Source organism: Streptomyces sp. NPDC033131, from assembly GCF_055578365.1.
The window spans coordinates 124860-147804 of record NZ_JBVIPA010000007.1 but is presented as its reverse complement, the minus strand read 5'-3'; the positions used below and the strand labels follow the sequence as shown (position 1 = coordinate 147804).

Here is a 22945-nt window from a genome sequence, read left to right as displayed (position 1 = left end):
AGGCGTGATGGCGGGGGAGACGCCGGATCAGGGCGAAGGCCGGGTCATCAACGGGCGGTACCGGCTGCTGCGGACGCTCGGCGCGGGCGGCATGGGCCGGGTCTGGCTCGCCCACGACGAGGAGTTGGCCTGCGAAGTCGCGATGAAGGAGATCGCGCTTCCGGACGTGCCGACGGACGCGGCCGAGCCCGTGCACCGCATCGCCCGGGCCCGCAGCGAGGCCCGGCACGCGGCACGACTCCGTGGCCATCCGCACGTGGCCACGGTGCACGACGTGGTGGTCCACGAAGGGCTGCCGTGGATCGTCATGGAGTACGTGCCGGACGCGATCGACCTCCAGGCGGTCGTCCGACGCACGGGCCCGCTCGCGCCCGCACAGGCGGCCCGCGTCGGACTCGCCGTCCTCGACGCGCTCACCGCGGGGCATCGCATCGGCATCCTGCACCGGGATGTGAAACCGGCCAACATCCTTCTGGCCCCAGACGCTTCGGGCGATCCGTACGCGCGCGTGCTGCTCACCGACTACGGCATCGCCCTCCAGCCCGAGTCCCTGGAACCCCGGCTCACCGCCACGGCGGGCATCCTCGGGACGCCCGGCTATCTGGCCCCCGAGCGGGCCCGCGGCGAGCCGCCCACCCCGGCCGCCGACATGTTCTCCCTGGGCGCCACGCTGTACGCCGCCGTGGAGGGCCGCGGCCCCTTCGATCGCCACGGCGACTACGCGACCCTCACGGCCCTGCTCGGCGAGGACCCGGCCCCGCCGGTGCGGGCGGGCGAACTGACCCCGGTGCTGCTGGGGTTGCTCGTCAAGGATCCGGTGCGCAGGTTCTCGCCGGAGGCGGTCGCGCGGGGACTGGAGCGAGTGGTGCGAGGGGGCGCGGGACCGGCGACGCCGTCCGGTTGGGTTGCGGCGCCGGTCGCGGGGCAGGCGGGGTTCGCCTCGCCGCAGGGCGGCTTCGGGCCGCCTCCTGAGGGGTTCGGCGCGGAACCCGCGGGGGCGGGGTGGTCGCCCGGGGGCCCGGGGGCCGCCCTGGGCAGTCATGACGCGCCGCCGCGGGGTCATGGCGGGGCGTCGGGAGGCGAAGGTGCCTCGCCGGGCGGCGTGGCGGCTGACGGCCCGCCACCCGGGTATGCCGCCGGCCCGCCGCCGGGGTACGTCGCGGGCCCGCCCGGCGGCTGGGAGGGCGTTCGGCCGGCTCCGGGTGCGCCGCCGACCCCGGACACCCCCCACACTCAGGCCGGCGGCCATCGCGCCCAGGGCCCGGCCACCCCGGGATCCGGCGGCCGGGGCGGTGAAGGCGGAGGTCAGCGCTCCGGTGGTCCCGCGACACCCGGCGGGACACCCGGTCCGTCGCCGTACGACCCGTGGCGGCAGCCCGCCGCCCAGGCACCGGATGCCGGCAACCCCTATGCGCGGGCGCCCGGTTCGCCGTACCGGAGCGGGAGCGGCCCGTCCTCCCTCGCGAGCGGTGGTGGCCGGTCGCCGTACGCCGGCGAGCAGTCGTCGTACGGAAGCGGCGGCGGGCAGCCGCCGTACGGAGGCGGTGCTCGGTCGCCGTATCCCGGTGGTGCCCCCTCGCAACCCGGGTACGGCGGCTACGGCGGCCCGGGTCTGCCGGCCGCTCCCGGTGGGCCGCCTCCGCCGCCGCCGTCCCCCGGGAGGAAGCGACTCGCTCTGGTCGCCCTCGTCGTGGCCGCCGTCCTCGTCATCGCCGGTGGCGCCTGGGGAATCGTCCTGCTGTCCGGGGACGACGGGGACAAGAAGGGGGCCGCGACGAAGGGGTCGGCCTCGCCGAGCGCGAGTGTGCGCGAGAGCGGGTCGCAGGGGTCGGCCTCGCCGACGGGGCCCGTGCTGCCGTACGGCGATGTGGTCGGCCTTGGGGAGCCTCTGGAGCCGGGGGACTGTGTGCAGGCGGTGTGGTCGGGGACGCCGTTCACGTCGGAGCCGAACCTGGGGCTGGTGGACTGCGCCGAGGACTGGCCGGACGGGCAGGTGGTGGCGATCGACACCGCAGCCGACCACGCCGACGCCCGCGCGCAGGGCGCGAAACGCTGCGAGAACCAGACCCGGGCGCTCGTCGCCGCGCTCCCTGACGCGGCCGGCTACGCCGTCGTACCGACGGCGGAGGGCTTCACCGCGGCGGGTGGCGGTACGGCATGTCTCGTACTCGGCCGCCATGCCGCGATAGGCGGGGAGGTCGGCCGTTTCCGCGACGCGGGCACGGACCTGTGGGTCGGTCAGATGAGCGTGGGCGACTGCTGGGCCTACGAGGAACAGGAGGACAGCTACAACGCCCCGCTCACCGACTGCGCCAAGCCGCACACCGACCAGGTCATAGGCACCGTCCAGGCCCCGGCCGGAATGACCTACAAGAAGGGCACCGACAACGCGTCCAAGCTGTGCGGCAACAAATTCGAGTCGGCCTGGGCCCCGGGACCGGAGCGGACCGTGTACGGCTGGGTCGCCGACCAGGACGACTGGGACGAGGGCTTCAACAAGATCGTGTGCACGGTGAGCCGCGCGGACGACAAGAAGACGACCGGAAAGATACCCGCGCCCGGCGCGGTCTGAGCCAGGCCGGGAGACGTGGACCGGCAGGTCCACAGCCACGTCGGTTCGCCGTTCACCCGGGGTTCGCCTGTCCGCCGTCCCCGCGTGCCAGTCTCCACGGGCTGAGCACGGGGAACGGGAGAAAAGGGGCAGGGGAGCCATGGAAAGTGGACCGGCGATCTTCACGGGAGTGGTGTTCGCCCTGTTCGGAAGCGGGCTGCTGGTGTGGACCGCGGCCCGGGTGCGGCACCGGGAACCGGTCGCCCACGGTGTGAGCCCTGTCGCATCGGCGACCGTCGCGAGCCTCGTCGCACTGATCGCGCTGGCCCTCGGTACCTGGTGCCTTACGCGGGCGTGAGAACCGCGCGAGAGCTGCGGTTCGGGTAACTGGGAGATCACCCTCCGGATGAGCTCGAAAAGGCCGGTGGGGACTCCGGGCGGCAGGAATGGCGGTAGTCGGGTTACCGTTCGAGTGGCCGTTGCGAACTTTTCCCGTTTGACACGGGGGCGGGATGTACCGTCACACTCCGCAGCGTCAGCATGACCCGACCCCGGGAATCAAGGCCGGGGGAGAGACCCCAGCGCCGACCGGAGAGAAGAGCGAAGTTGTCCCCGACCAGCGAGACCGCACAGGGCGGCCGCCGACTCGTCATCGTCGAGTCGCCTGCCAAGGCGAAGACGATCAAGGGCTATCTCGGCCCCGGATACGTCGTCGAGGCGAGCGTCGGGCACATCCGCGACCTCCCCAACGGCGCCGCGGAGGTGCCGGAGCAGTACACCGGTGAGGTCCGCCGGCTCGGCGTGGACGTCGACAACGACTTCCAGCCCATCTATGTGGTCAACGCCGACAAGAAGGCCCAGGTCAGGAAGCTCAAGGACCTGCTGAAGGACTCCGACGAGCTCTTCCTCGCCACCGATGAGGACCGCGAGGGCGAGGCGATCGCCTGGCACCTCCAGGAGGTGCTGAAGCCCAAGGTCCCGGTCAAGCGGATGGTCTTCCACGAGATCACCAAGGCCGCGATCCAGGCCGCCGTCGCCAACCCGCGCGAGCTGAACCAGAAGCTGGTCGACGCCCAGGAGACCCGCCGCATCCTCGACCGTCTCTACGGCTACGAGGTCTCGCCGGTCCTGTGGAAGAAGGTCATGCCGCGCCTGTCGGCCGGCCGTGTCCAGTCCGTCGCCACCCGGCTCGTGGTGGAGCGGGAACGCGAGCGCATCGCTTTCCGTTCCGCCGAGTACTGGGACCTCACGGGCACCTTCGGTACCGGCCGCGCCGGGGACGCGTCGGACCCCTCGTCGCTGGTCGCCCGACTCCAGAGCGTCGACGGCAGGCGGGTCGCACAGGGCCGCGACTTCGACTCCCTGGGACAGATCAAGAGCGCGAACACCCTCCACCTCGACGAGGCGAACGCCCGCGCGCTGGCCGTCGCCCTGGAGAACACCCGGTTCGCGGTGCGGTCGGTCGAGTCGAAGCCGTACCGCCGCTCGCCGTACGCCCCGTTCCGTACGACCACGCTCCAGCAGGAGGCCTCGCGCAAGCTCGGCTTCGGTGCGAAGGCGACCATGCAGGTGGCTCAGAAGCTGTACGAGAACGGCTTCATCACCTACATGCGTACGGACTCCACGACCCTCTCGGAAACGGCGGTCACCGCCGCCCGCGCCCAGGTCACGCAGCTGTACGGCGCCGACTACCTGCCGGCGCAGCCCCGGACGTACGCCGGGAAGGTCAAGAACGCGCAGGAGGCGCACGAGGCGATCCGCCCCTCCGGCGATCGTTTCCGCACTCCTGCCGAGACCGGCCTGACCGGCGACCAGTTCAAGCTCTACGAGCTGATCTGGAAGCGGACCGTCGCCTCCCAGATGAAGGACGCGACCGGCAACTCCGTCACGGTGAAGATCGGTGGCACCGCCGCCGACGGCCGCGACGTCGAGTTCAGCGCGTCCGGCAAGACGATCACCTTCCACGGCTTCCTGAAGGCGTACGTCGAGGGTGCCGACGACCCGAACGCCGAGCTGGACGACCGCGAGCGCCGACTGCCCCAGGTCAGCGAGGGCGACGCGCTCCGGGCCGAGGAGATCACGGTCGACGGGCACGCCACCAAGCCCCCGGCCCGCTACACCGAGGCCAGCCTGGTCAAGGAGCTCGAAGAGCGCGAGATCGGCCGCCCGTCGACGTACGCGTCGATCATCGGCACGATCCTCGACCGCGGCTATGTCTTCAAGAAGGGCACGGCCCTGGTGCCGTCCTTCCTGTCCTTCGCCGTGGTCAACCTCTTGGAGAAGCACTTCGGCCGGCTCGTCGACTACGACTTCACCGCCCGGATGGAAGACGACCTCGACCGCATCGCCCGCGGTGAGGCACAGGCCGTGCCGTGGCTCAGGCGCTTCTACTTCGGCGAGGGCAGCGGCGGGGGCGGTGCCGCGGACGCCGGCAACGGCGACGGGGACCACCTCGGCGGCCTCAAGGAGCTGGTGACCGACCTGGGCGCGATCGACGCGCGCGAGGTGTCGTCGTTCCCGGTGGGCAACGACATCGTGCTGCGGGTCGGGCGCTACGGCCCCTACGTCGAGCGCGGCGAGAAGGACTCCGAGAACCACCAGCGGGCGGACGTGCCCGAGGATCTGGCTCCGGACGAGCTGTCCGTCGAGCTCGCGGAAGAGCTGCTGGCCAAGCCGAGCGGCGACTTCGAGCTCGGTGCCGACCCGGCGACGGGCCACCAGATCATCGCCAGGGACGGCCGCTACGGCCCGTACGTCACCGAGGTGCTTCCCGAAGGCACCCCGAAGACCGGCAAGAACGCCGTCAAGCCGCGAACGGCCTCGCTGTTCAAGTCGATGTCCCTCGACACGGTGACGCTTCAGGACGCCCTCAAGCTGATGTCGCTGCCGCGCGTCGTCGGCAAGGACGCCGAAGGCGTGGAGATCACCGCGCAGAACGGCCGCTACGGGCCGTACCTGAAGAAGGGCACGGACTCGCGCTCACTGCAGACCGAGGACCAGCTCTTCACGATCACCCTCGAAGAGGCGCTGGAGATCTACTCGCAGCCCAAGCAGCGTGGCCGGGCCGCCGCCAAGCCGCCGCTGAAGGAACTGGGCGCCGACCCGGTCAGCGGGCAGCCCGTCGTCGTCAAGGACGGTCGCTTCGGGCCGTACGTCACCGACGGGGAGACCAACGCGACGCTGCGTTCAGGCGACAGCGTCGAGGAGATCACCCCGGAGCGCGGCTTCGAGCTGCTCGCCGAGAAGCGGGCCAAGGCGCCCGCCAAGAAGACGGCGAAGAAGGCGCCCGCCAAGAAGGCCCCGGCCAAGAAGGCGACGGCGGCGAAGAAGACCGCCGCCAAGAAGACGACCACGGCTGCGAAGAAGACCACGGCCAAGAAGACCACCGCGAAGAAGGCGACGGCTTCGAAGACGGCGTCCGAGGACTGAGCAGGGCCCGCTCGACCGGGTCCGCTCTCCGCGCCGTTTCCCCACGGCGGCTTCGCAAAACGAACGCCCCGGCATCACTTTGGTGTCGGGGCGGTCGCACGTTCGGACGCGCCCCCCGGCCTGTCGGTGGGCCCCGATAGGCTGAAAGCATGACCCCAGCCGAGCAGCCAACGGCCCCTCACCCGGCCCCCGACGACGCCCTGGTCGCGGACTCCCGCGAGCGCGCCGTCCGCGCCCTGCTGCGCCGACCGCAGCTGAAACGGCTGTGGAGCGCACACCTCGTGGGCGGTGTCGGCGACACCCTCGCGCTTTTGGTGCTGGTCGTCCTCGCGCTCCAGGCGGCGATCGCCGAGGGCGCCTTCGGCGGCGGCTACCGGGGCGTGGCGTTCGCAGTGGCGACCGTTTTCGGGGTGCGCGTTCTCGCGACCCTGCTCTTCGGAGCGGTTCTCCTCGGCCCGCTGACCTCGCTCACTTCTCACGACGGCCCGCTCGACCGCCGCTGGACCATGGTCGGCGCGGACGGGCTGCGGGCCGCGGTGCTCATCGTGGCGCCCCTGTGGATCGACTGGACGCCCGACAACGCGCTGGCCGTCCTCCTGGTCACCGCCTTCGTGACCGGTGTCGCCGAGCGCTTCTGGACGGTGTGCCGCGAAAGCGCCGCGCCCGCGCTGCTGCCCGCCCCGCCCCCGGAGGGCGCGACGGTACGACCGCTGCCGGACCACATGGACGCCCTGCGCCGCCTCTCGCTGCGGACGACCTTCGTGGCGATCCCGCTCGCGGCCGTCGTCCTCGTCGTCGCGAGCCTGCTCAACAACCTGCTCGGCTCGGGCATCGCCTGGTTCGCCCAGCACCAGGCGGCCCTCGCCTCGTACGTCGCGGCCGGACTGTTCGCCGCGTCCCTGTCCGTGCTGACCTTCCTGGAGCTGCCCGACACCCGCACCCCGCGTGCGCGTTCGCCGCTGGAAGGGCTGCGCCGGCCCAAGACGGGCACCGGCGTCGACAAGGGCCGCACCGGGGCGATCCCCCTTCTGGTGCTCGCCTGCGCGGCGATCGCCGGGGCGGTGGCCGGGGCGGTCGCCGTGTCCGTGCTGCACGCCAAGGACCTGGGCGGCGGCCCGGTGATGTACGGGCTGCTGGTGGGCGCGCTGACCGGCGGCGTGGTCGTCGGCATTCGTACGGCGCCTTCCCTGCTGCCGACGCTGTCGCGGCGCCGCCTGCTGGCGCTGGCGCTCGCCTTCACCGGCGTCGCCCTGCTGGCCGCCGGGCTCGTCCCGGACGTCACCAGCGTCGTGCTGATCCTCGTGCTGGCGGGCGCGGGCGCGGGTGTGGCCGCCAACACCGGGCACACGCTGCTCGACCAGGAGGCCGAGGAGTACCGGCGGCCGCGCATGACCGAGCACCTGCACGCGGTCGTACGGGTGTCCGTGGCCCTGGGCGCGCTGGTGGCGCCCCTGGTGGCGGCGGCGATCGGCCCGCACCGCCTGGAGAACGGCAAGTTCGTGTTCGCGCACGGCGGCGCGGCCTTCACCCTGATGCTGATCGGCGCCCTGCTGCTGCCGGTGGCCGCGCTCGTGCTGGCCAAGGTCGACGACCGCTCCGGTGTACCGCTGCGGCACGACCTGCGGGACGCCCTGCTCGGCGGCGACGACCCTGTGACGGCACCTGCCGGCACCGGTTTCTTCATCGCGCTGGAGGGCGGCGACGGGGCCGGGAAGTCGACCCAGGCCGAGGCGCTCGCCGAGTGGATCAGGGCCAAGGGCCACGAGGTCGTGGTGACGCGCGAGCCGGGGGCCACTCCCGTGGGCAAGCGGCTGCGGTCGATCCTCCTGGACGTGTCCAGCGCCGGACTGTCGCACCGGGCGGAGGCGCTGCTGTACGCGGCGGACCGCGCGGAGCACGTCGACACGGTGGTGCGGCCCGCGCTGGAGCGCGGCGCGGTGGTCGTCTCCGACCGGTACATCGACTCCTCGGTGGCCTACCAGGGGGCCGGTCGTGACCTGTCCCCGACCGAGATCGCCCGTATCAACCGCTGGGCGACGGACGGGCTCGTGCCTCATCTGACGGTGCTGCTGGATGTCCCGCCGGAGATCGCACGCGAGCGGTTCACCGAGGCGCCGGACCGACTGGAGTCGGAGCCGGCCGAGTTCCACGCGCGCGTGCGGTCCGGTTTCCTGACGCTGGCCGCGGCCGACCCGGGGCGCTACCTGGTTGTCGACGCGGGCCAGGAGCCCGAGGCCGTCACGACCGTCGTACGGCACCGGCTCGACCAGATGCTGCCGCTGTCCGAGGCCGAGATCCAGGCCCAGGAAGAGGCCCGCCGGAAGGCGGAGGAGGAAGCCCGGCGCAAGGCGGAGGAAGAGGCCGCCCGCAAGGCCGAGGAGGAGCGCCTGGAGCGCGAGCGCCAGGAGCAGCTCGAACGGCTCCGGGCCGAGGAGGAAGAGCGCAAGCGGCGCGAGCTGGAGGAGGCGCAGCGGCGCGAGGCCGAACGGCAGGCGGAGGAGGCCCGGGTGCGGGCCGAGGAAGCGCACCGGCGTGCCGAGGAGGAGCGGGCGCGCCTGCTCGCCGAGGAGAAGGTGCGGGCCGAGGCAGAGGCCCGTCGGAAGGCCGACGAGGACCGGCGTCGCAGGCAGGCCGAGGAGGAGGCGCGACTGCGTGCCGAGGCCGAGGCGCGGCGCCTGGAGAAGCAGCGGAAGGCCGAGGAGGCGTTGCTGCGGGCCGAGGAGGCCCGTCGGCTGGCCGAGCAGGCGGCTGCCGCTGCGGAGGCGGCACCCAAGCCGACGGCGACCCGGCCGGCGGCCCCCGGGCCCGCATCGGACGCGGCGACCGTGGCGACGCCGATGGTGACGCCGACGAACGCCTCGGGCGGGCCGGTGGACGAGACGGCCGTACTGCCCACGGTGCCGCCGAGGGCCGCGGACGACGAGACCACGGTGCTGCGTCCCGTACGGGACGAGCAGGCCGAGGGGCGGACTTCCGGTGAGGCCTCCAGCGGGTCCGATGCCGAGGTGACCGCCGAGCTGCCGCAGCCGCCGGTTCCGCCGGTTCCCCCGGGGGCGGCGGACGAGACGGCGGTGCTGCCGCCGGTGCCGCCGGCTGGAGCGGCGGACGAGACGGCCGTACTGCCTCCCGTGCGGGACGAGAATCCTGGGGACCGGATTCCGCCGGGGTACTTCCGGGAGGACCAGGCCGGGAGCGGGACCGGAAGCGGGCCCGGGTCCTCGGCCAGGTCCGGGGCACAGCCGGACGGGACCGAGGACCGGACGCGTGAGATGCCACAGGTCGACGAGTCCGGGGCGCCGCGGCGACGGGCGCGGTCGGACTGGGCCGAGGAGACGCCCCTGGACGATCTGCCGACCTTGGCGGACGAGCTGCTGGGGCCGCGCGGGGACGAGGAGTCCGACGAGGGTCGGGGGCGGCGCGGGCGCGGTCGACGCGGCTGAGGCCGGTTGGGCGAGACCGGTTGGCGAGGCCGGTTGGTCGGTTGCAGGTCGTCGCCCGGCTGCCCGGCTGTCCGGCCGTCCGGCCGTCTGGCTGTCCCGGCAGCCGGCCGGGAGCGTGCAGGCGTGGCTGTGGTGCACGGGTGCTTCGGCGGCTGTTGGCCGCCCGTTGTCAGTGCCGCCCCTCACAATGGGAGCCGTGACGCGAAACGTGACGAAGGGGCGGGGTGAGGGATGAGCGTCTGGGACGACCTGGTCGGCCAGGAGAGGGTGAGCGAGCAGCTGGGTGCCGCTGCTCGGGATGCCGACGCCCTGGTCACCGCTGCCGCCGCCGACGTGCCGCCGCCCGAGGCGTCCAAGATGACGCATGCCTGGCTCTTCACGGGGCCGCCCGGCGCGGGGCGGAACCAGGCGGCGAGGGCCTTCGCCGCCGCCCTGCAGTGCGTAAGCCCGGACCGGGCCCTCGGTGGAATCCCCGGCTGCGGCTTCTGCGACGGCTGCCATACGGCTCTGATCGGCACCCACGCCGACGTCTCCACCATCGCCGCCGTCGGAGCGCAGATCCTCGTCGACGACATGCGGGACACCGTCCGCAAGTCGTTCACCTCGCCGGCGAACGGCCGTTGGCAGGTCATCCTCGTGGAAGACGCCGAGCGGCTGAACGAGAAGTCGGCCAACGCCGTCCTCAAGGCCGTGGAGGAGCCGGCTCCGCGCACGGTATGGCTGCTGTGCGCCCCCTCCATCGAGGACGTCCTGCCCACCATCCGCTCCCGCTGCCGTCACCTGAACCTGTCGACGCCGTCGGTCGACGCCGTCGCCGACATGCTCGTACGCAGGGAAGGCGTCGAACCGGCCGCCGCCATGGCCGCCGCGCGCGCCACGCAGGGGCACGTCGACCATGCCCGCCGCCTCGCCACCGACCCGGCCGCCCGCGCGCGCCGGGCCGCGGTGCTGAAGCTTCCGCTGCGGGTCGAGGACGTCGGCGGCTGCCTCAAGGCCGCCCAGGAACTCGTCGACGCGGCCTCGGACGACGCCAAGCAGCTCGCCGAGGAGATGGACGGCAAGGAGACCGAGGAGCTCAGGAACGCCATGGGCGGCGGCCAGGGAGGGCGGATGCCGCGTGGCACCGCGGGTGTGATGAAGGACCTGGAGGACCGGCAGAAGCGACGCCGGACCCGTACGCAGCGCGACAGCCTCGATCTCGCCCTGACCGACCTCACCGGCTTCTACCGCGACGTCCTCGCCCTTCAGCTCGGCTCCCGTGTGGCGATCTCCAACGCCGACGCGGAGGACGCCCTGGAGCGGCTCGCGCGCGCCGGCTCCCCGGAGTCCACGCTCCGCCGCATCGAGGCGATCGCCGCGTGCCGCGACGCCCTCGACCGCAACGTGGCTCCGCTCCTCGCGGTGGAGGCGATGACGATGGCGCTGAGAGCGGGCTGAGACGACGGGGGCGGGCCGTGCATTCTGGTGCCTGGTGCCTGGTGCCTGGTGCCCCTGCCTCCCTGACGAGCTTCCACCGCCCACGCCTGACAGGCTCCACCGCAGGAAGTTGACCATGTCACTCGTACGAGCCATGGCATGCACGGAGGGCATTCGAGTCGCTGCGCAGAGTTACGCTCGGCTGATGTACATCAGGCGCACCTTCCGCCCCCTCACCCCGGCAGGCCAGACCGATCCGCCCGTCCGCCACTCCCCGGCGCGCAGAGCCCGTACCGGCGGTGTGCTCCTCTCCGCCGCCGCACTGTTCGTCTCCGCCTGCTCCTCCGGCGGCGCGACGGGGTCCGGCAGCGCGGCGGCACATGCGGCGCTCGCCGCGCTGCCGCAGGCCACGCCGTCCGCCCTCGCGCCGTACTACGGACAGAAGGTGAACTGGCGGGCCTGCGCAGTCCCCGGCTTCGAGTGCGCCACGCTGAAGGCGCCGCTCGACTACGCCAAGCCGGACGACGGTGATGTCCGGCTCGCCGTCGCCCGCAAGAGGGCCACGGGCCCGGGCAAGCGGCTCGGGTCGCTGCTGGTCAACCCGGGCGGGCCGGGCGGCTCGGCGATCGGGTACCTGCAGGCGTACGCCGGGATCGGCTACCCGGCAGAGGTCCGCGCCCGTTACGACATGGTGGCGGTCGACCCCCGCGGCGTCGCCCGCAGCGAACCCGTCGAATGCCTCAGCGGGCGCGACATGGACGCGTACACGCAGACGGACGCGACGCCCGACGACGACCGGGAGACCACCGAACTCGTCGACGCGTACAAGGAGTTCGCGGAGGGCTGCGGCGCCCGCTCGCCCCGTCTGCTGCGCCACGTGTCCACGGTCGAGGCGGCCCGGGACATGGACATCGTGCGGGCGGCGCTGGGCGACCCGAAACTGAACTACGTGGGGGCGTCGTACGGGACGTTTCTCGGGGCGACGTACGCGGGCCTCTTCCCGGAGCGTTCCGGCCGCCTCGTCCTGGACGGCGCGATGGACCCCTCGCTGCCCGCGCGGCGGATGAACCTCGACCAGACGGCGGGCTTCGAGACGGCGTTCCAGTCCTTCGCGAAGGACTGCGTGCAGCAGCCGGACTGCCCGCTCGGCGGCAAGGGCACGACGCCCGCCCAGGTCGGCCGGAACCTGAAGGCCTTCTTCGAGAAGCTGGACGCCCGGCCCATCCCCACCGGCGACGCGGACGGCCGTGAGCTCGTCGAATCCCTCGCCACCACCGGCGTGATCGCGGCCATGTACGACGAGGGTGCCTGGGCGCAGTTGCGCGAGGCCCTCACCTCGGCGATGAGGGAGAACGACGGCGCGGGCCTGCTGGCCCTGTCCGACGGCTACTACGAGCGGGACGCCGACGGCCGCTACGAGAACCTGATGTTCGCCAACGCCGCCGTGAACTGCCTCGACCTTCCGCCCGCCTTCGACACCCCGGACGAGGTGCGCAACGGCCTCCCCGCCTTCGAGAAGGCGTCCCCTGTCTTCGGCGAGGGCCTCGCGTGGGCCTCCCTGAACTGCGCGTACTGGCCGGTCGTTGCGACGGGTGAGCCGCACCGCATCGAGGCGAAGGGCGCGGCCCCGATCGTCGTGGTCGGCACCACCCGCGACCCGGCCACGCCCTACCGCTGGGCCCGAGGCCTGTCCGCCCAGCTCTCCTCCGCCCGCCTCCTCACCTACGAGGGCGACGGCCACACCGCCTACGGCCGCGGCAGCACCTGCATCGACTCCACGATCAACGCGTACCTGCTCCGCGGAACCCCTCCGACAGACGGGAAACGCTGCTCGTAACCCTTGCGCCCGGCCCCGGGGGCCCTGCCTCCGGGGCCGGTTCGGAGCACCCTCGGAAACTGTGTAGACTTTCCCACGTTGCTGATCGCACCATGGTGCGGACGGCGTGCCGCCTTAGCTCAGATGGCCAGAGCAACGCACTCGTAATGCGTAGGTCTCGGGTTCGAATCCCGAAGGCGGCTCTGTGGAAGCCTCAGGACTCACTCGCCGTGACCTGGGGCTTTTGCTTTTTCCGGGGCGGATTGGGGCGCGTCGGAGCGCACGGTCGGGACGCCGTGGAGGGGCTTGCGTGAGCGATGCGTGAGCGAGCGGTGGGTGATCTGCTTCTGGGGTCTCTTCGGTCTTTTCGGATGTCTCTTCCGATGTCGAAAAAAAGACCTACAGAGGCGAGTGTCGGCGGGGTGTGAGCCCGTCGCACGGTGACCTCCCTCGAACTCCGCGAGCCCTGGAGCTCTGGCGAAGACCGGGGGTGAAGTAGCCGCCGCCTCGCCGGCCGCCCCGGCGACTGTAGCCCGGCATCACGGCATCACGGCATCACGGCATCACGGCATCACGATGCCGAACCCTCCGGGCTGGAGCCGGGTCGCGCCGTCCGCCTCACGGCGCCTGGGCTGCTGCCGAAGCGAGCTCTGAACGCGCGGGAGAAGTGCGACGGATCCTTGAAGCCGACACGCAGCGCGATCTCTGTGATCGTGAGGCTTTCGTGGCCGGCCTTCAGCAGGATTTCGCGGGCCCGGTCGAGTCTCTCGCCGTAGAGCCAGACCTGCGGAGTGGTCCCGGCCTCGTGGAAGAGCTGGTGGAGGTAGCGGAGAGAGAGTCCCAGCTCATGGCTGGCGGTGAGCAGGGTGAGTTCGCGGTCGTGGAGCCTGTGCGAAAGATACGTCTTCGCCCGCTTCAGGTTCCGGCGGTGCGCGGCAGGGCCGACGGCGTCGTACGAGGCGGCGGGGACGTCCAGGATCGTGGCCAGGAGGTCGACGACATTCGGGATGAGTGACTGCGCACTCGTTGTATCGAGCCGGCTGCCCTCCGCCGCCAGCGCGCGGAGAACCGGGCTGACGAAGGCCCCCATGCCGGCCGAGCCCATGAACGCCGTGGCTGTCGCTCGTTCTGCCGTCGCGCACCGGGAGGTGAGCATGTGGCGCGGAATCTGGAGGATCACGGATCGGAAGGGCTTTTCCGAGCGGAACGCGTACGGCCGGCCGCTGTCGAGCAGGACGAAGTCACCGGTGCCCAGTCGGGCGAACCGGTCGTCCTGGCGCGCGTTCGCGGTTCCCTCGGTGATCAGGGTGAGGAAGAAGTCCTCCGCCTCGGCGCGGCGGACCAGTGCCGAGGTGCGCTCGGCCTCGTGTGCGTCAGCGCTCATGGTGGTGACGCGCAGCCCGGCTATCTCGCGGGCGACGGCAGAGGCGTCGAAGGAGGTGGCCCCGACCCTGTCGGCGGTGGCGCGCATCGCGACGAACGCCGTGCGGGTGACCTCGCTCCAGTACTCCCAGTGGTCTCCGTCGACGCCCTGGGTCGTGAAACACCGCTCGGCCGGCGGTGTGCACTCTGGTACCTGAAACCGTGCGTTCTCAGTCATGTCGTGAATACCCAGGTTTCCTTAGTGTTTCGTCACACCTGCAGAGCATGACACCTGACAGGCCAGGATGAAACAGGCCGAAGGTGACGGAACCGCTGCTTCCTGCGGCGTCACGGTTTCTGACTCATCTCCGGCGGCTGTCCAGATTCCATATCCAGCGACTGAGGGAACTGCCCCATGCTGATCTACTCGAACGAGCGGGGAGGACTCCGCTTCGACGTCCTCGCCGGTTCCGAGCCGGCCCTGTCGCCGAACAGCGTCCTCATCAGCGGCGAGCACGACGCGGTCCTGATCGACGTCCAGTTCGTCATCGACGACGCGCGCAGGCTCGTCGAGCACGTTCGCGAGTCCGGCAAGCGGCTCACGTCCGTGTTCATCACTCACGCCCACCCGGACCACTACGGCGGCATGGGGGAGATCCGCGCAGCCTTTCCCGACGTTCCGATCTACGCCCGCCAAGGTGTCATCGACGGAATCCTGGAGTGGCCGGCGAAGCGTCTGCACTGGCAGGAGACCTACGGGGACCAAATCCCGGACGAGCTGCCCGTCCCCCAGTCGCTGACTGGGGACAGCTACTCCCTGGAGGGCCACGACCTGGTCTACGTGGATCTTCCCGTGGCCGAGACGGTGCACGCGACGGTCTTCCACGTGCCTGACGCCCAGGCGGTGATCGCGGGGGACCTGCTCAACCACCACTCGCACTGCTACATGGCGGACACCAACAACCCCGCGTCCTGGCTCATGGCCCTGGACATGGTGCAAGCACTGGGTGAACTGGAGATCGTCGTACCCGGCCACGGTCAGGTGGGCGGCCGCGACGTCTTCGACGACACGAGGGGCTGGCTGGAGGACTACCAGGAGATCGCCAAGCCCCGGGTGCCCATCGCGGACATCGCCCGCGAGATGACCCGGCGGCACCCCGACCGGGCTCTGCCGATGCTGCTGTGGCTGACCCGCGGCCCGTCGTTCGGCCTGGTCGGCCCCAAGGAGCTGGGTGTCCCACCGGAGGTCCTAGGAGGCTGAACACGAGAAGTCGCGGGTGTCCCGCCGGCACCCGCGACTACGAGCCACCCCGCCACCCGTCCCGTGCTACGGCGGGCCGCCCGGCGCAGCGCAAGAAGGGCCGCCGTGCCCGCCTCCGGTGACAGAACGGGTCCCCGGTGGTGGAACCCCGTCGTCGACTCCTGTCCTCCGGCCCGACGGCTGCCTCCAGGCTCCCCCTCGTGAAGCCCGTCGCCGCCTCACCGGTAAACGGCGCGAATCATCGCCCGCGCTCAGCCGCTCGACGACATTCTCAACCGAGCACGCCGCCCTTCTCCCTCTTCCGTTCCCCATCCTTCTTTTCGTCTCCTCGCCTTGTCCTGCCCTGCTCGCATGACCTCGGAGGTTTCCGTGAATGACAGAATGTCCCGAAGAACCGTCCTCAAGGGCTCGGCCGGAGCCGCCTCCCTGTTCTCCGCCAGCGGCCTGCTGACCGCGTGCGGTGGAGGCATCAAGCAGTCCTCGGCGCAGAGCGACTCGGTGCTGCGGATCGGATATGTCTCACCGAGTACCGGCCCCGCCGCGGCATTCGGGGAGTCGAACCCCTACCTGCTGAAGAAGCTGCGCTCCGTGTTCAAGGACGGACTGACGATCGGCGGCAAGAAGTACTCCGTCGAGATCATCGACCGCGACAGCCAGTCGAACCCGCAGAACGCGGCCCAGGTGGCGGCCGACCTGATCAACGGGGAGAAGGTCGACCTGATGCTCTGCACCTCGACGCCGGAGACGGTCAACCCCGTGGCCGACGCGTGCGAGGCCGCCAAGATCCCGTGCCTGTCGACGGTGGTGCCGTGGGAGGCCTGGTATTTCGGACGGGGAGCCACTGCCGAGAAGCCCTTCAACTACACCTACCACTTCTTCGTGGGCGTAGCGCAGTTCACCGCCGCGTACACCTCGCTGTGGAAGAACGGCGGGGTCGAGACCAACGACATGCTCGGCGTGATGTGGCCCAACGACCCCGACGGCAAGGCGATCCGCCAGGGCCTCGGCCCGCAACTGAGGAAGGCCGGGTTCACCCTCACCGACCCCGGCGCCTACGAGGACGGAACGAACGACTACTCGGCGCAGATCGCCACGTTCAAAAGGGCGGACGCCCAAATCTTCAACACCTTCCCGCTCCCCCCGGACTTCGCCACCTTCTGGCGGCAGGCACGTCAGCAGGGCTACCGGCCCAAGATCGCCACCCTCGCGAAGACAGGGCTGTTCCCCTCGCAGATAGAGGCGCTCGGCAAGCTCGGGTACGGGCTGAACACAGGCTTCTGGTGGTCGCCGAAGTTCCCGTACTCCTCCACTGTCACCGGCCAGTCGGCCCAGCAACTGGCCGACGACTACGAGAAGTCGACAGGCAAGCAGTGGACTCAGATCGTCGGGTCCAATATGGCGCTCTTCGAGGTCGCCGCACACGCGCTGAAGAAGACGTCGGACCCCAAGGACCGGGCCGAGCTGGCGGCCGCGATCGGACGATCCAAGCTCACGACGGTGGCCGGACCGCTGGACTGGACGTCCGGGCCGGTGAAGAACGTCTCGACCGAGCCGTTGGTCATGGCGCAATGGCGCGAGACCCCCTCGGGCAGCCAGTTCTCCGCCGAACCGGTCATCGTGGACAACAACACGTTCCGCGACATCCCGCTCGGAGGAACCCTTGAGTCCCTCCGCTGAGCCGGGGGCTGGGGGGACTCGCAGCGGAGGCTTGGCGCCCTTTGAGGCGCCGGGCGCCCCGGTCCTCTCGGCGTCCGGCATACACATGCGGTTCGGCAGCCTGGTCGTCCTGGACGACGTCGACGTGAGGTTGATGCCCGGCGAGGCGCTGGGCATCATCGGCCCAAACGGCGCCGGCAAGACCACGCTTCTCGACATCCTGTCCGGAGCGCAGGCCCCCTCCGAGGGAGGCGTGAACTTCCAGCACCATGACGTCACCGGTTGGAAAGCCGACCGCCGCTGCCGCGGTGGCATAGGGCGCTCGCACCAGGTTCCGCGCCCGTTCACCGGCATGACCGCGTACGAGAACGTTCTGGTCGCGTCAATGGCAGGAGCGTCCCTGCGACGACGCGCGGCTCAAGAACACGCACTCGAGGTACTCCGACGCTGCGGCATGCTCGCTATCGCCAACCGGCCCGCCGCCGCGCTCACCCTGCTGGAGCGAAAGCGGCTGGAGATGGCCAGGGCACTGGCGACCGACCCCCAGGTGCTGCTGCTGGACGAGATCGCCGGCGGCCTCACGGACGCCGAGACCACGGAACTGGTCCTCACCATCCGACAGTTGCGCGCAGACGGCCTGGCGATCGTCTGGATCGAGCATGTGATCCACGCCCTGTTGCAGGTGATCGACCGTCTGCTCTGCCTCGCGCAGGGCCGGGTGCTGGCCGAGGGCGAACCTGAGGCCGTCATGTCCGATCAGCGCGTGATCGAGGCATATCTGGGGAGCGCGGCATGAGGCTGCTGTCCGTGGAGAATCTGGACGTCCGGCATGGCCTGCTGCACGCGGTACGCGACGTGTCGTTCGCGGTGTCCGAGGGTGAAGTCATCGCGCTCGTCGGGGCCAACGGCGCCGGCAAGTCGACCCTGATGCGGGCCGTGGCCGGTGCGCACCGGCCCGCGCAGGGCCGTATCGCCCTGGCCGGCGAAAATGTCACCTCACTGCGCGCGCACAACCGCGTTGCGGCGGGTATCGCTCTGGTCCCCGAGGGGCGGCGGCTGTTCGCCGACCTGACGGTAGGGGAAAACCTGTTGGTCGCCGCCCGAGTCCGGCGCCCCGGGCCGTGGGACCTGACTGCCGTCGTGGCAGCCTTCCCCTTGCTCGACGGGCTGCTGCGGCGGAGGGCCGGCGACCTGTCGGGCGGGCAGCAGCAGGCCGTGGCCATCGGCCGGGCGCTGATGACCAATCCCCGCCTGCTGCTCCTCGACGAGGTCTCGCTCGGCCTCGCCCCCGTCATGGTCGACACCCTCTACGAGTCGCTGGGCAACATCCTGTCCGGTGGTACGACCGTGCTGCTGGTCGAGCAGGATCTTGGCCGCGCGCTGGGCGTGGCACGGCGCGTGCTGTGCATGCTCGAAGGCCGCGTGGTACTGGATGAACCTGCCGGCCAGGTCACCCGCGAACGAGTGGTCGAGGCGTACTTCGGGCTGGGACGGGTGGCTGCTGCCCCGAAGGACCTCCACGACGACGCTGCCAGGGAGCCGGCATGAACTGGATCAACGCAGTGGTGCAGGGCGTCATGCTCGGCGGCCTCTACGCCCTCTTCGCCTGTGGGCTGTCGCTGATGTTCGGCGTCATGCGCACTGTCAACCTCAGCCATGGCGACCTCGCGGTGCTGGGGGCCTTCCTCGTCGCCGTCCTGGCGGCGGCGGTAGGGATCAACCCGTTCCTCGCCCTGCTGCTGGTGCTGCCGGTGATGGGGCTGATCGGAGTCGCGTTGCAGCGCGGCGTCCTCAGCGCCGCACTGCGCAGTGGTGAGATGTCCCCGATGCTGGCCACCTTCGGCCTGGCCATCGTGCTGCAGAACGTGATGCTGGAAACCTTCAGCGCTGACACCCGGTCCCTGGACGTCGGGTCGCTCGCCACCGCCGGACTGCAGCTCGGGTCCTCGTTGAGCGTTCCGTACCTTGGACTACTGACACTTGCTGTCGCCGTGGGGTTGCTGGGCGGCCTGCAACTGCTGCTGTCCCGTACCGGGACCGGCCGTGCCATCCGGGCCACCGCCGCCGACGCCGACACGGCCGAACTGGTGGGGATCGACAGTCGCCGGGTCTACGCCTGGGCCTCCGCCATAGCCGTCGCCACAGCCGGGCTGGCGGGTGCCTTCTTCGCGATGCGCTCGACGTTCAGCCCGTCCACGGGCCCCACTCAGTTGCTCTTCGCCTTCGAGGTCGTCGTGATCGGCGGGCTCGGCTCGCTGTGGGGCACGCTCGCAGGCGGCATCGTGCTCGGCGTCGCGCAGACGGTGGGCGCGCAGATCGATCCCCGGTTCTCCATCGTCGCCGGACACGCGGTGTTCCTCGCGGTCCTCGCCCTCCGCCCCCAGGGACTGCTCGGTATGAGAAGGAGCCGTACATGACCACCGCGTCCACCGGACCGACCGCCTCCGCACCACCCGGCGTCACGGTGCACCGCTGGACTTCGGTGTCCCGGACGGCGTCCGGCACACTGACCGCGGTGCTGCTCGCGCTGGCCTTCGCACCGTTCGCGTTCACACCGGACGTGACCGCCAAACTGACCACGCTGTTCGTCCTGATCATGCTCGCGGTGATGTGGAACACCCTGGCCGGTTACGCCGGGCTGATATCAGTCGGTCAGCAGGGGTTCATCGGGCTGGGTGCCTACGGAGTCTTCCTGCTGGTCGACCGGGGCGTCAGCCCGTTTGCGGCGATCCTGCTGAGCGCCGTGCTGGTCGGGGTCTTGGCTGTCCCCACCTCGCTGCTGGCCTTCCGTCTCACCGGTGGGCAGTTCGCCATCGGAATGTGGGCGATCGCCGAGTTCTTCCGGCTGATCGTGGTCAACACTCCCTCCCTCGGCGGCGGTTCCGGCCGCTCACTGACCGGCCTGTCCGCCATGGACCCTGCCGTGCGGCAGGCCCAGGTGTACTGGCTCGCCCTGGCCGTGATGGGCCTGTCGCTTCTCGCCGTCTTCGTCCTGCTGCGCAGCAGGCTGGGAACGGCGCTGGAGGCGATCCGGGACGATCCGGTCGGCGCGGCCTCCGTCGGGGTACGGGTCGCTTCCGCGAAACGGCTGGTCTTCGTTCTGGCGGCGACCGGCAGCGCGGCGGCCGGCGGCCTCACGCTCGCCAGCACACTCCGGGTGCAGCCGGACTCGATCTTCGGAGTTCAGTGGTCGGCCTACATGATCTTCATGGTGGTCATCGGCGGACTCGGCACCTTCGAGGGTCCGATCGTCGGCGCGATCGTGTTCTTCCTGGCCCAGGACCAGTTCGGGGACACCGGCGGCACCTGGTACCTGATCGCGCTGGGAGCCATGGCCATCGGGATGACCCTGTGGATGCCCCATGGCCTGTGGGGCACGGTGGCCCGTCGGCGAGATGTGGAACTGCTGCCGGTCGGCTACCGGGTGAAGGGGCCAGGCAGGCCCGCGGCCTGAGGGCAGACCGAACGGCCTGCCGACCGGCAATAGGGCGGCCTCGGGTCGGCTCAGGAGGGACTGGCTCCCGCACTCCGATCCGGGACTCGACCCTTGGCCGAGACCTGATTCTCGTTAGCGAATCGGCCATGTAGAGCATCGTCCAACGGGACTTCTGTTCGGGTTGACGGCAACGGCGGCGGACACCAGGTGTCCGCCGCCGTTGCCATACGTATGTCAGGGGTGGTCGAGGGCGCGGCCGAGCTCGCGCTGGAGGCGGAGTCGGACGTGGGCGTAGACGGTGGCGGTGCCGCCGATATAGACCATGGCGGAGATGGCGGCGCGCCTGAACCGGGAGACCACGGCCGGCGTCAGCACGGAGGACGTGCTGGCCGCGATCGGCGAGACCAGGACCGGGAGGTGAGCGAGACGGTCGTCATGGACTGCTCCGCCCTTGTGCACTTCCTCACCAACCACGACCCGCTCGGCCTTGCCGTCCGCACCCGGGTGGGTGCCGCCGATGCCGTCGCCGTGCCCACGCTCATCGACTACGAGATTCAGTCCGCACTCCTCGGCATGAGGAGAGGGGCAACCTCACGGCGAGGGAAGTGGCCCAGGCTGTCGATGCCTACCGGCAGCTCCCACTCGTCCGACACGAGATGCTCCCCTCTGGGATCGCGTTCAGGCTCTCCACGGAAACCTGAGCGCCTGCGGTGCCCAGTACGTCGCCCTGGCCGAGGCTCTCGCCGCAACGCTGATCACCGGTGATGCGCGGATCGAACGGAGCGGTGCTGCGAAATGCGGTATCGAGGTCTTCGGCTCGAACTGACGGCGGCGCGGCCGTGGGGCCGCTGACTCAGGACGGCGCGGGCGGGCTGGTGAAAGGCCGGCGGTGGCTTGTTGGAGGTCACCTACAACTCGACCCCAACACCTCGCTGCGCTGCTCAGCGACGCCCCCGGTGGCCAGCCGGTGGCCGGACGCCTTGGGACGGCGCGGCACGAGGCATCACCGATCAGGACGCCGGAGCCGCTCTGATCAGGCAGGACAGCATCAGGCATTACCCGTTGGTGCGAGGCGACATGATCCCTCACGGTCTCGTAATGCGTAGGTCTCGGGTTCGAATCCCGAAGGCGGCTCTGTGGTAAACCCCAGGTCAGGTCTCTGACCTGGGGTTTCTTGTTTCGGGTGACCTTGGAATCTCGGCAAATCGGGCACTGTCTGCCTGTGCATCGTAATGCGTAGGCCAGAGGCTTGGTTTCTGTGACGAGATCGGAGATCTGGCCTCCTGACTTGGTCTTCTGCTTGCTCTCAAGGGATGGATCACGCTTGCGCGATAGGTCCCGGTGGACAACCGGTGGACAGCTGTGCGTGAGACTCCATCAGGGGACTGTTGTCGCCCTGCGACGATGGGCGAAATCCACTGGTCTCCGATAGGGCGACAGGTGTCGTCGGGACTGTCCGGTCCGGACAGATCTCGCGTCGGGATTGGATCCTGACGATGATTGGCCGTGACGAGGCAAGGGCATTGAAAGAGCGCCTGCGCCTGTGCATGCGGGGGCGTCGTCCTTTTCAGAGCAAGACGAACCCTTTCGCGAGCACGTGGCAGGGTACGAAGTGCAGCGGTGGTCCCTTCAGCCGCCGTATGGTCAACGCCCGTCAGAACACCGACGCGGGCCGCGCGCTCAACGGCTTCTGCACCAACCCTGGTACTCGCTCAGTACCACCTCTTCCAGATCGCGGACCCGCAAGGGTCCGTGGCCGACGACCTCGACGCCACCCGCAACGGGCTCGTATCCGCAGCCGGTGGCGCCATCGAGGTGAGGACCGGGATCCACCCGGCAACGTCCGAGTCACGGTCGACCCCTGCTCCCAGCGGCCCGACCCCGCTCCGGACTGGGGAGAGATCGCAGAGATCTCGTGTCACTCCCTCTCCGGGGAAGTGCTGGTGACACCCCTCATGGGCGACCCCGAGGATCTGCCCTCCCTGACATCCCAGGGCCCGGGCCGATACCGGCTGCGCGTCCATGCGCACGGCAGGGACAGTGCCGTCGACGAGACAACGGTGGATGACGTCCGGGAGTCGTACCTGATCCAGAGCTGGCCCGCCCCACACGAGGAGGCGCTCCTGGTGCAGGCGACCGACACCTACGGAGCCGAGGTACGAGCCCAGGCGGCCGACGACACCATCGTCATCGACCACGAGGACTCGCCCGCCACCCAGACCGGCCGGGAACGCGACATCCTGCGCCTGGCCGAACGCGGCGACAACTCCTGACCCACGCTCGCACGCCCTTCGGCCGGGCCGGCCCCTCACGCGGCTGCCCCAACCGAGGGCGATGGCACTACGCGTGTTGCACAGGTCTGCTCTCACTGTCGTCGCGCATGACGACCTGTTCCCGTCGTCGCTCAGTCGGTCCCGCAACCGTCGGGCCACAACGACCAACCGCTGCAGGCCCTCACGGCCAATCGTGGCGGCTGTACCCGCCGTGCTCGCCCTCCTGTCGCGCGGCCGGAGCGGGCTCCAGCAGGTGCTGGGCGCTCTGGGCGTCACGGACGCACCGGCGGCTGGTGATGGCCGTA

At 70.7% G+C, this 22945-nt stretch carries 15 protein-coding genes and 1 tRNA gene; 14 read left to right on the top strand and 2 right to left on the bottom strand.

Going from position 1 to position 22945, the window contains the following annotated elements:
• Positions 1-7 precede the first annotated feature (7 nt).
• The 7 genes from ACZ5XS_RS12485 to ACZ5XS_RS12455 all read left to right on the top strand — a co-directional run bounded on the left by ACZ5XS_RS12485 (position 8) and on the right by ACZ5XS_RS12455 (position 12855).
• Positions 8-2572: a serine/threonine-protein kinase gene (locus ACZ5XS_RS12485; RefSeq protein WP_468650422.1), complete on the top strand. Its 2565-nt coding sequence runs from the start codon at positions 8-10 to the stop codon at positions 2570-2572.
• Positions 2573-2711: 139 nt separating this feature from the next.
• Positions 2712-2909, top strand: a complete 198-nt coding sequence (locus ACZ5XS_RS12480; protein WP_468650420.1) for a hypothetical protein — start codon at positions 2712-2714, stop codon at positions 2907-2909.
• Positions 2910-3157: 248 nt separating this feature from the next.
• Positions 3158-5980 carry a type I DNA topoisomerase gene (gene topA / locus ACZ5XS_RS12475; RefSeq protein ID WP_468650418.1) on the top strand — a complete coding sequence of 941 codons (2823 nt, stop codon included), beginning with the start codon at positions 3158-3160 and terminating at the stop codon, positions 5978-5980.
• Between the two features lie 149 nt (positions 5981-6129).
• On the top strand, positions 6130-9420 hold the full coding sequence (gene tmk / locus ACZ5XS_RS12470; protein ID WP_468650416.1) for a dTMP kinase: 3291 nt from the start codon (positions 6130-6132) through the stop codon (positions 9418-9420).
• Positions 9421-9651: 231 nt separating this feature from the next.
• Positions 9652-10857: a DNA polymerase III subunit delta' gene (locus tag ACZ5XS_RS12465; protein ID WP_217239802.1), complete on the top strand. Its 1206-nt coding sequence runs from the start codon at positions 9652-9654 to the stop codon at positions 10855-10857.
• A 184-nt stretch (positions 10858-11041) separates the two neighbouring features.
• Positions 11042-12673 (top strand): alpha/beta hydrolase, encoded by a 1632-nt coding sequence (locus ACZ5XS_RS12460; protein ID WP_468650414.1) that lies wholly within the window; start codon positions 11042-11044, stop codon positions 12671-12673.
• Between the two features lie 108 nt (positions 12674-12781).
• Positions 12782-12855: transfer RNA gene (locus ACZ5XS_RS12455), tRNA-Thr, on the top strand.
• 368 nt (positions 12856-13223) lie between these two features.
• On the opposite strand, the gene ACZ5XS_RS12450 is transcribed toward ACZ5XS_RS12455, so the two are convergent.
• A complete protein-coding gene (locus ACZ5XS_RS12450) occupies positions 13224-14252 on the bottom strand; it encodes an AraC-like ligand-binding domain-containing protein (RefSeq protein ID WP_468650412.1) in 1029 nt (342 codons plus the stop codon).
• 177 nt (positions 14253-14429) lie between these two features.
• Here ACZ5XS_RS12450 and ACZ5XS_RS12445 point away from each other — a divergent pair, with 177 nt between their 5' ends.
• From ACZ5XS_RS12445 to ACZ5XS_RS12420, 6 genes are all read left to right on the top strand, one after another.
• Positions 14430-15275, top strand: coding sequence for an MBL fold metallo-hydrolase (locus ACZ5XS_RS12445; RefSeq protein ID WP_468650410.1), 846 nt, complete (start codon positions 14430-14432; stop codon positions 15273-15275).
• Between the two features lie 381 nt (positions 15276-15656).
• A complete protein-coding gene (locus tag ACZ5XS_RS12440; protein WP_468650408.1) occupies positions 15657-16952 on the top strand; it encodes an ABC transporter substrate-binding protein in 1296 nt (431 codons plus the stop codon).
• Between the two features lie 85 nt (positions 16953-17037).
• Positions 17038-17727 carry an ABC transporter ATP-binding protein gene (locus tag ACZ5XS_RS12435; RefSeq protein WP_468650406.1) on the top strand — a complete coding sequence of 230 codons (690 nt, stop codon included), beginning with the start codon at positions 17038-17040 and terminating at the stop codon, positions 17725-17727.
• Positions 17724-18479, top strand: a complete 756-nt coding sequence (locus tag ACZ5XS_RS12430) for an ABC transporter ATP-binding protein (protein ID WP_468650404.1) — start codon at positions 17724-17726, stop codon at positions 18477-18479. Before ACZ5XS_RS12435 ends, ACZ5XS_RS12430 begins: the two co-directional genes overlap by 4 nt.
• Positions 18476-19348: a branched-chain amino acid ABC transporter permease gene (locus tag ACZ5XS_RS12425; protein ID WP_468650402.1), complete on the top strand. Its 873-nt coding sequence runs from the start codon at positions 18476-18478 to the stop codon at positions 19346-19348. The genes ACZ5XS_RS12430 and ACZ5XS_RS12425 overlap by 4 nt, the downstream gene beginning before the upstream one ends.
• Entirely contained in the window at positions 19345-20385 is a 1041-nt protein-coding gene (locus ACZ5XS_RS12420) for a branched-chain amino acid ABC transporter permease (protein ID WP_468650400.1), read from the top strand. Before ACZ5XS_RS12425 ends, ACZ5XS_RS12420 begins: the two co-directional genes overlap by 4 nt.
• 216 nt (positions 20386-20601) lie before the next feature.
• Here the strand turns inward: ACZ5XS_RS12420 and ACZ5XS_RS12415 are convergent, their stop codons facing one another.
• The gene (locus tag ACZ5XS_RS12415; protein WP_468650398.1) at positions 20602-20841 is read right to left on the bottom strand and encodes a hypothetical protein; all 240 of its coding nucleotides are present in this window, start codon (positions 20839-20841) and stop codon (positions 20602-20604) included.
• 1469 nt (positions 20842-22310) lie between these two features.
• On the opposite strand from ACZ5XS_RS12415, the gene ACZ5XS_RS12410 reads away from it, so the two are divergent.
• Complete coding sequence (locus tag ACZ5XS_RS12410; RefSeq protein ID WP_468650396.1) at positions 22311-22640, top strand: hypothetical protein; 330 nt, start codon at positions 22311-22313, stop codon at positions 22638-22640.
• Positions 22641-22945 lie beyond the last annotated feature (305 nt).

Coding starts and splice junctions, on each gene's coding strand:
- ACZ5XS_RS12485 (WP_468650422.1), top strand. CDS start 8: ATGGCGGGGGAGACGCCGGATCAGGGCGAAGGCCGGGTCATCAACGGG.
- ACZ5XS_RS12480 (WP_468650420.1), top strand. CDS start 2,712: ATGGAAAGTGGACCGGCGATCTTCACGGGAGTGGTGTTCGCCCTGTTC.
- tmk (WP_468650416.1), top strand. CDS start 6,130: ATGACCCCAGCCGAGCAGCCAACGGCCCCTCACCCGGCCCCCGACGAC.
- ACZ5XS_RS12465 (WP_217239802.1), top strand. CDS start 9,652: ATGAGCGTCTGGGACGACCTGGTCGGCCAGGAGAGGGTGAGCGAGCAG.
- ACZ5XS_RS12460 (WP_468650414.1), top strand. CDS start 11,042: ATGTACATCAGGCGCACCTTCCGCCCCCTCACCCCGGCAGGCCAGACC.
- ACZ5XS_RS12450 (WP_468650412.1), bottom strand. CDS start 14,252: ATGACTGAGAACGCACGGTTTCAGGTACCAGAGTGCACACCGCCGGCC.
- ACZ5XS_RS12445 (WP_468650410.1), top strand. CDS start 14,430: ATGCTGATCTACTCGAACGAGCGGGGAGGACTCCGCTTCGACGTCCTC.
- ACZ5XS_RS12440 (WP_468650408.1), top strand. CDS start 15,657: ATGTCCCGAAGAACCGTCCTCAAGGGCTCGGCCGGAGCCGCCTCCCTG.
- ACZ5XS_RS12435 (WP_468650406.1), top strand. CDS start 17,038: ATGCGGTTCGGCAGCCTGGTCGTCCTGGACGACGTCGACGTGAGGTTG.
- ACZ5XS_RS12430 (WP_468650404.1), top strand. CDS start 17,724: ATGAGGCTGCTGTCCGTGGAGAATCTGGACGTCCGGCATGGCCTGCTG.
- ACZ5XS_RS12425 (WP_468650402.1), top strand. CDS start 18,476: ATGAACTGGATCAACGCAGTGGTGCAGGGCGTCATGCTCGGCGGCCTC.
- ACZ5XS_RS12420 (WP_468650400.1), top strand. CDS start 19,345: ATGACCACCGCGTCCACCGGACCGACCGCCTCCGCACCACCCGGCGTC.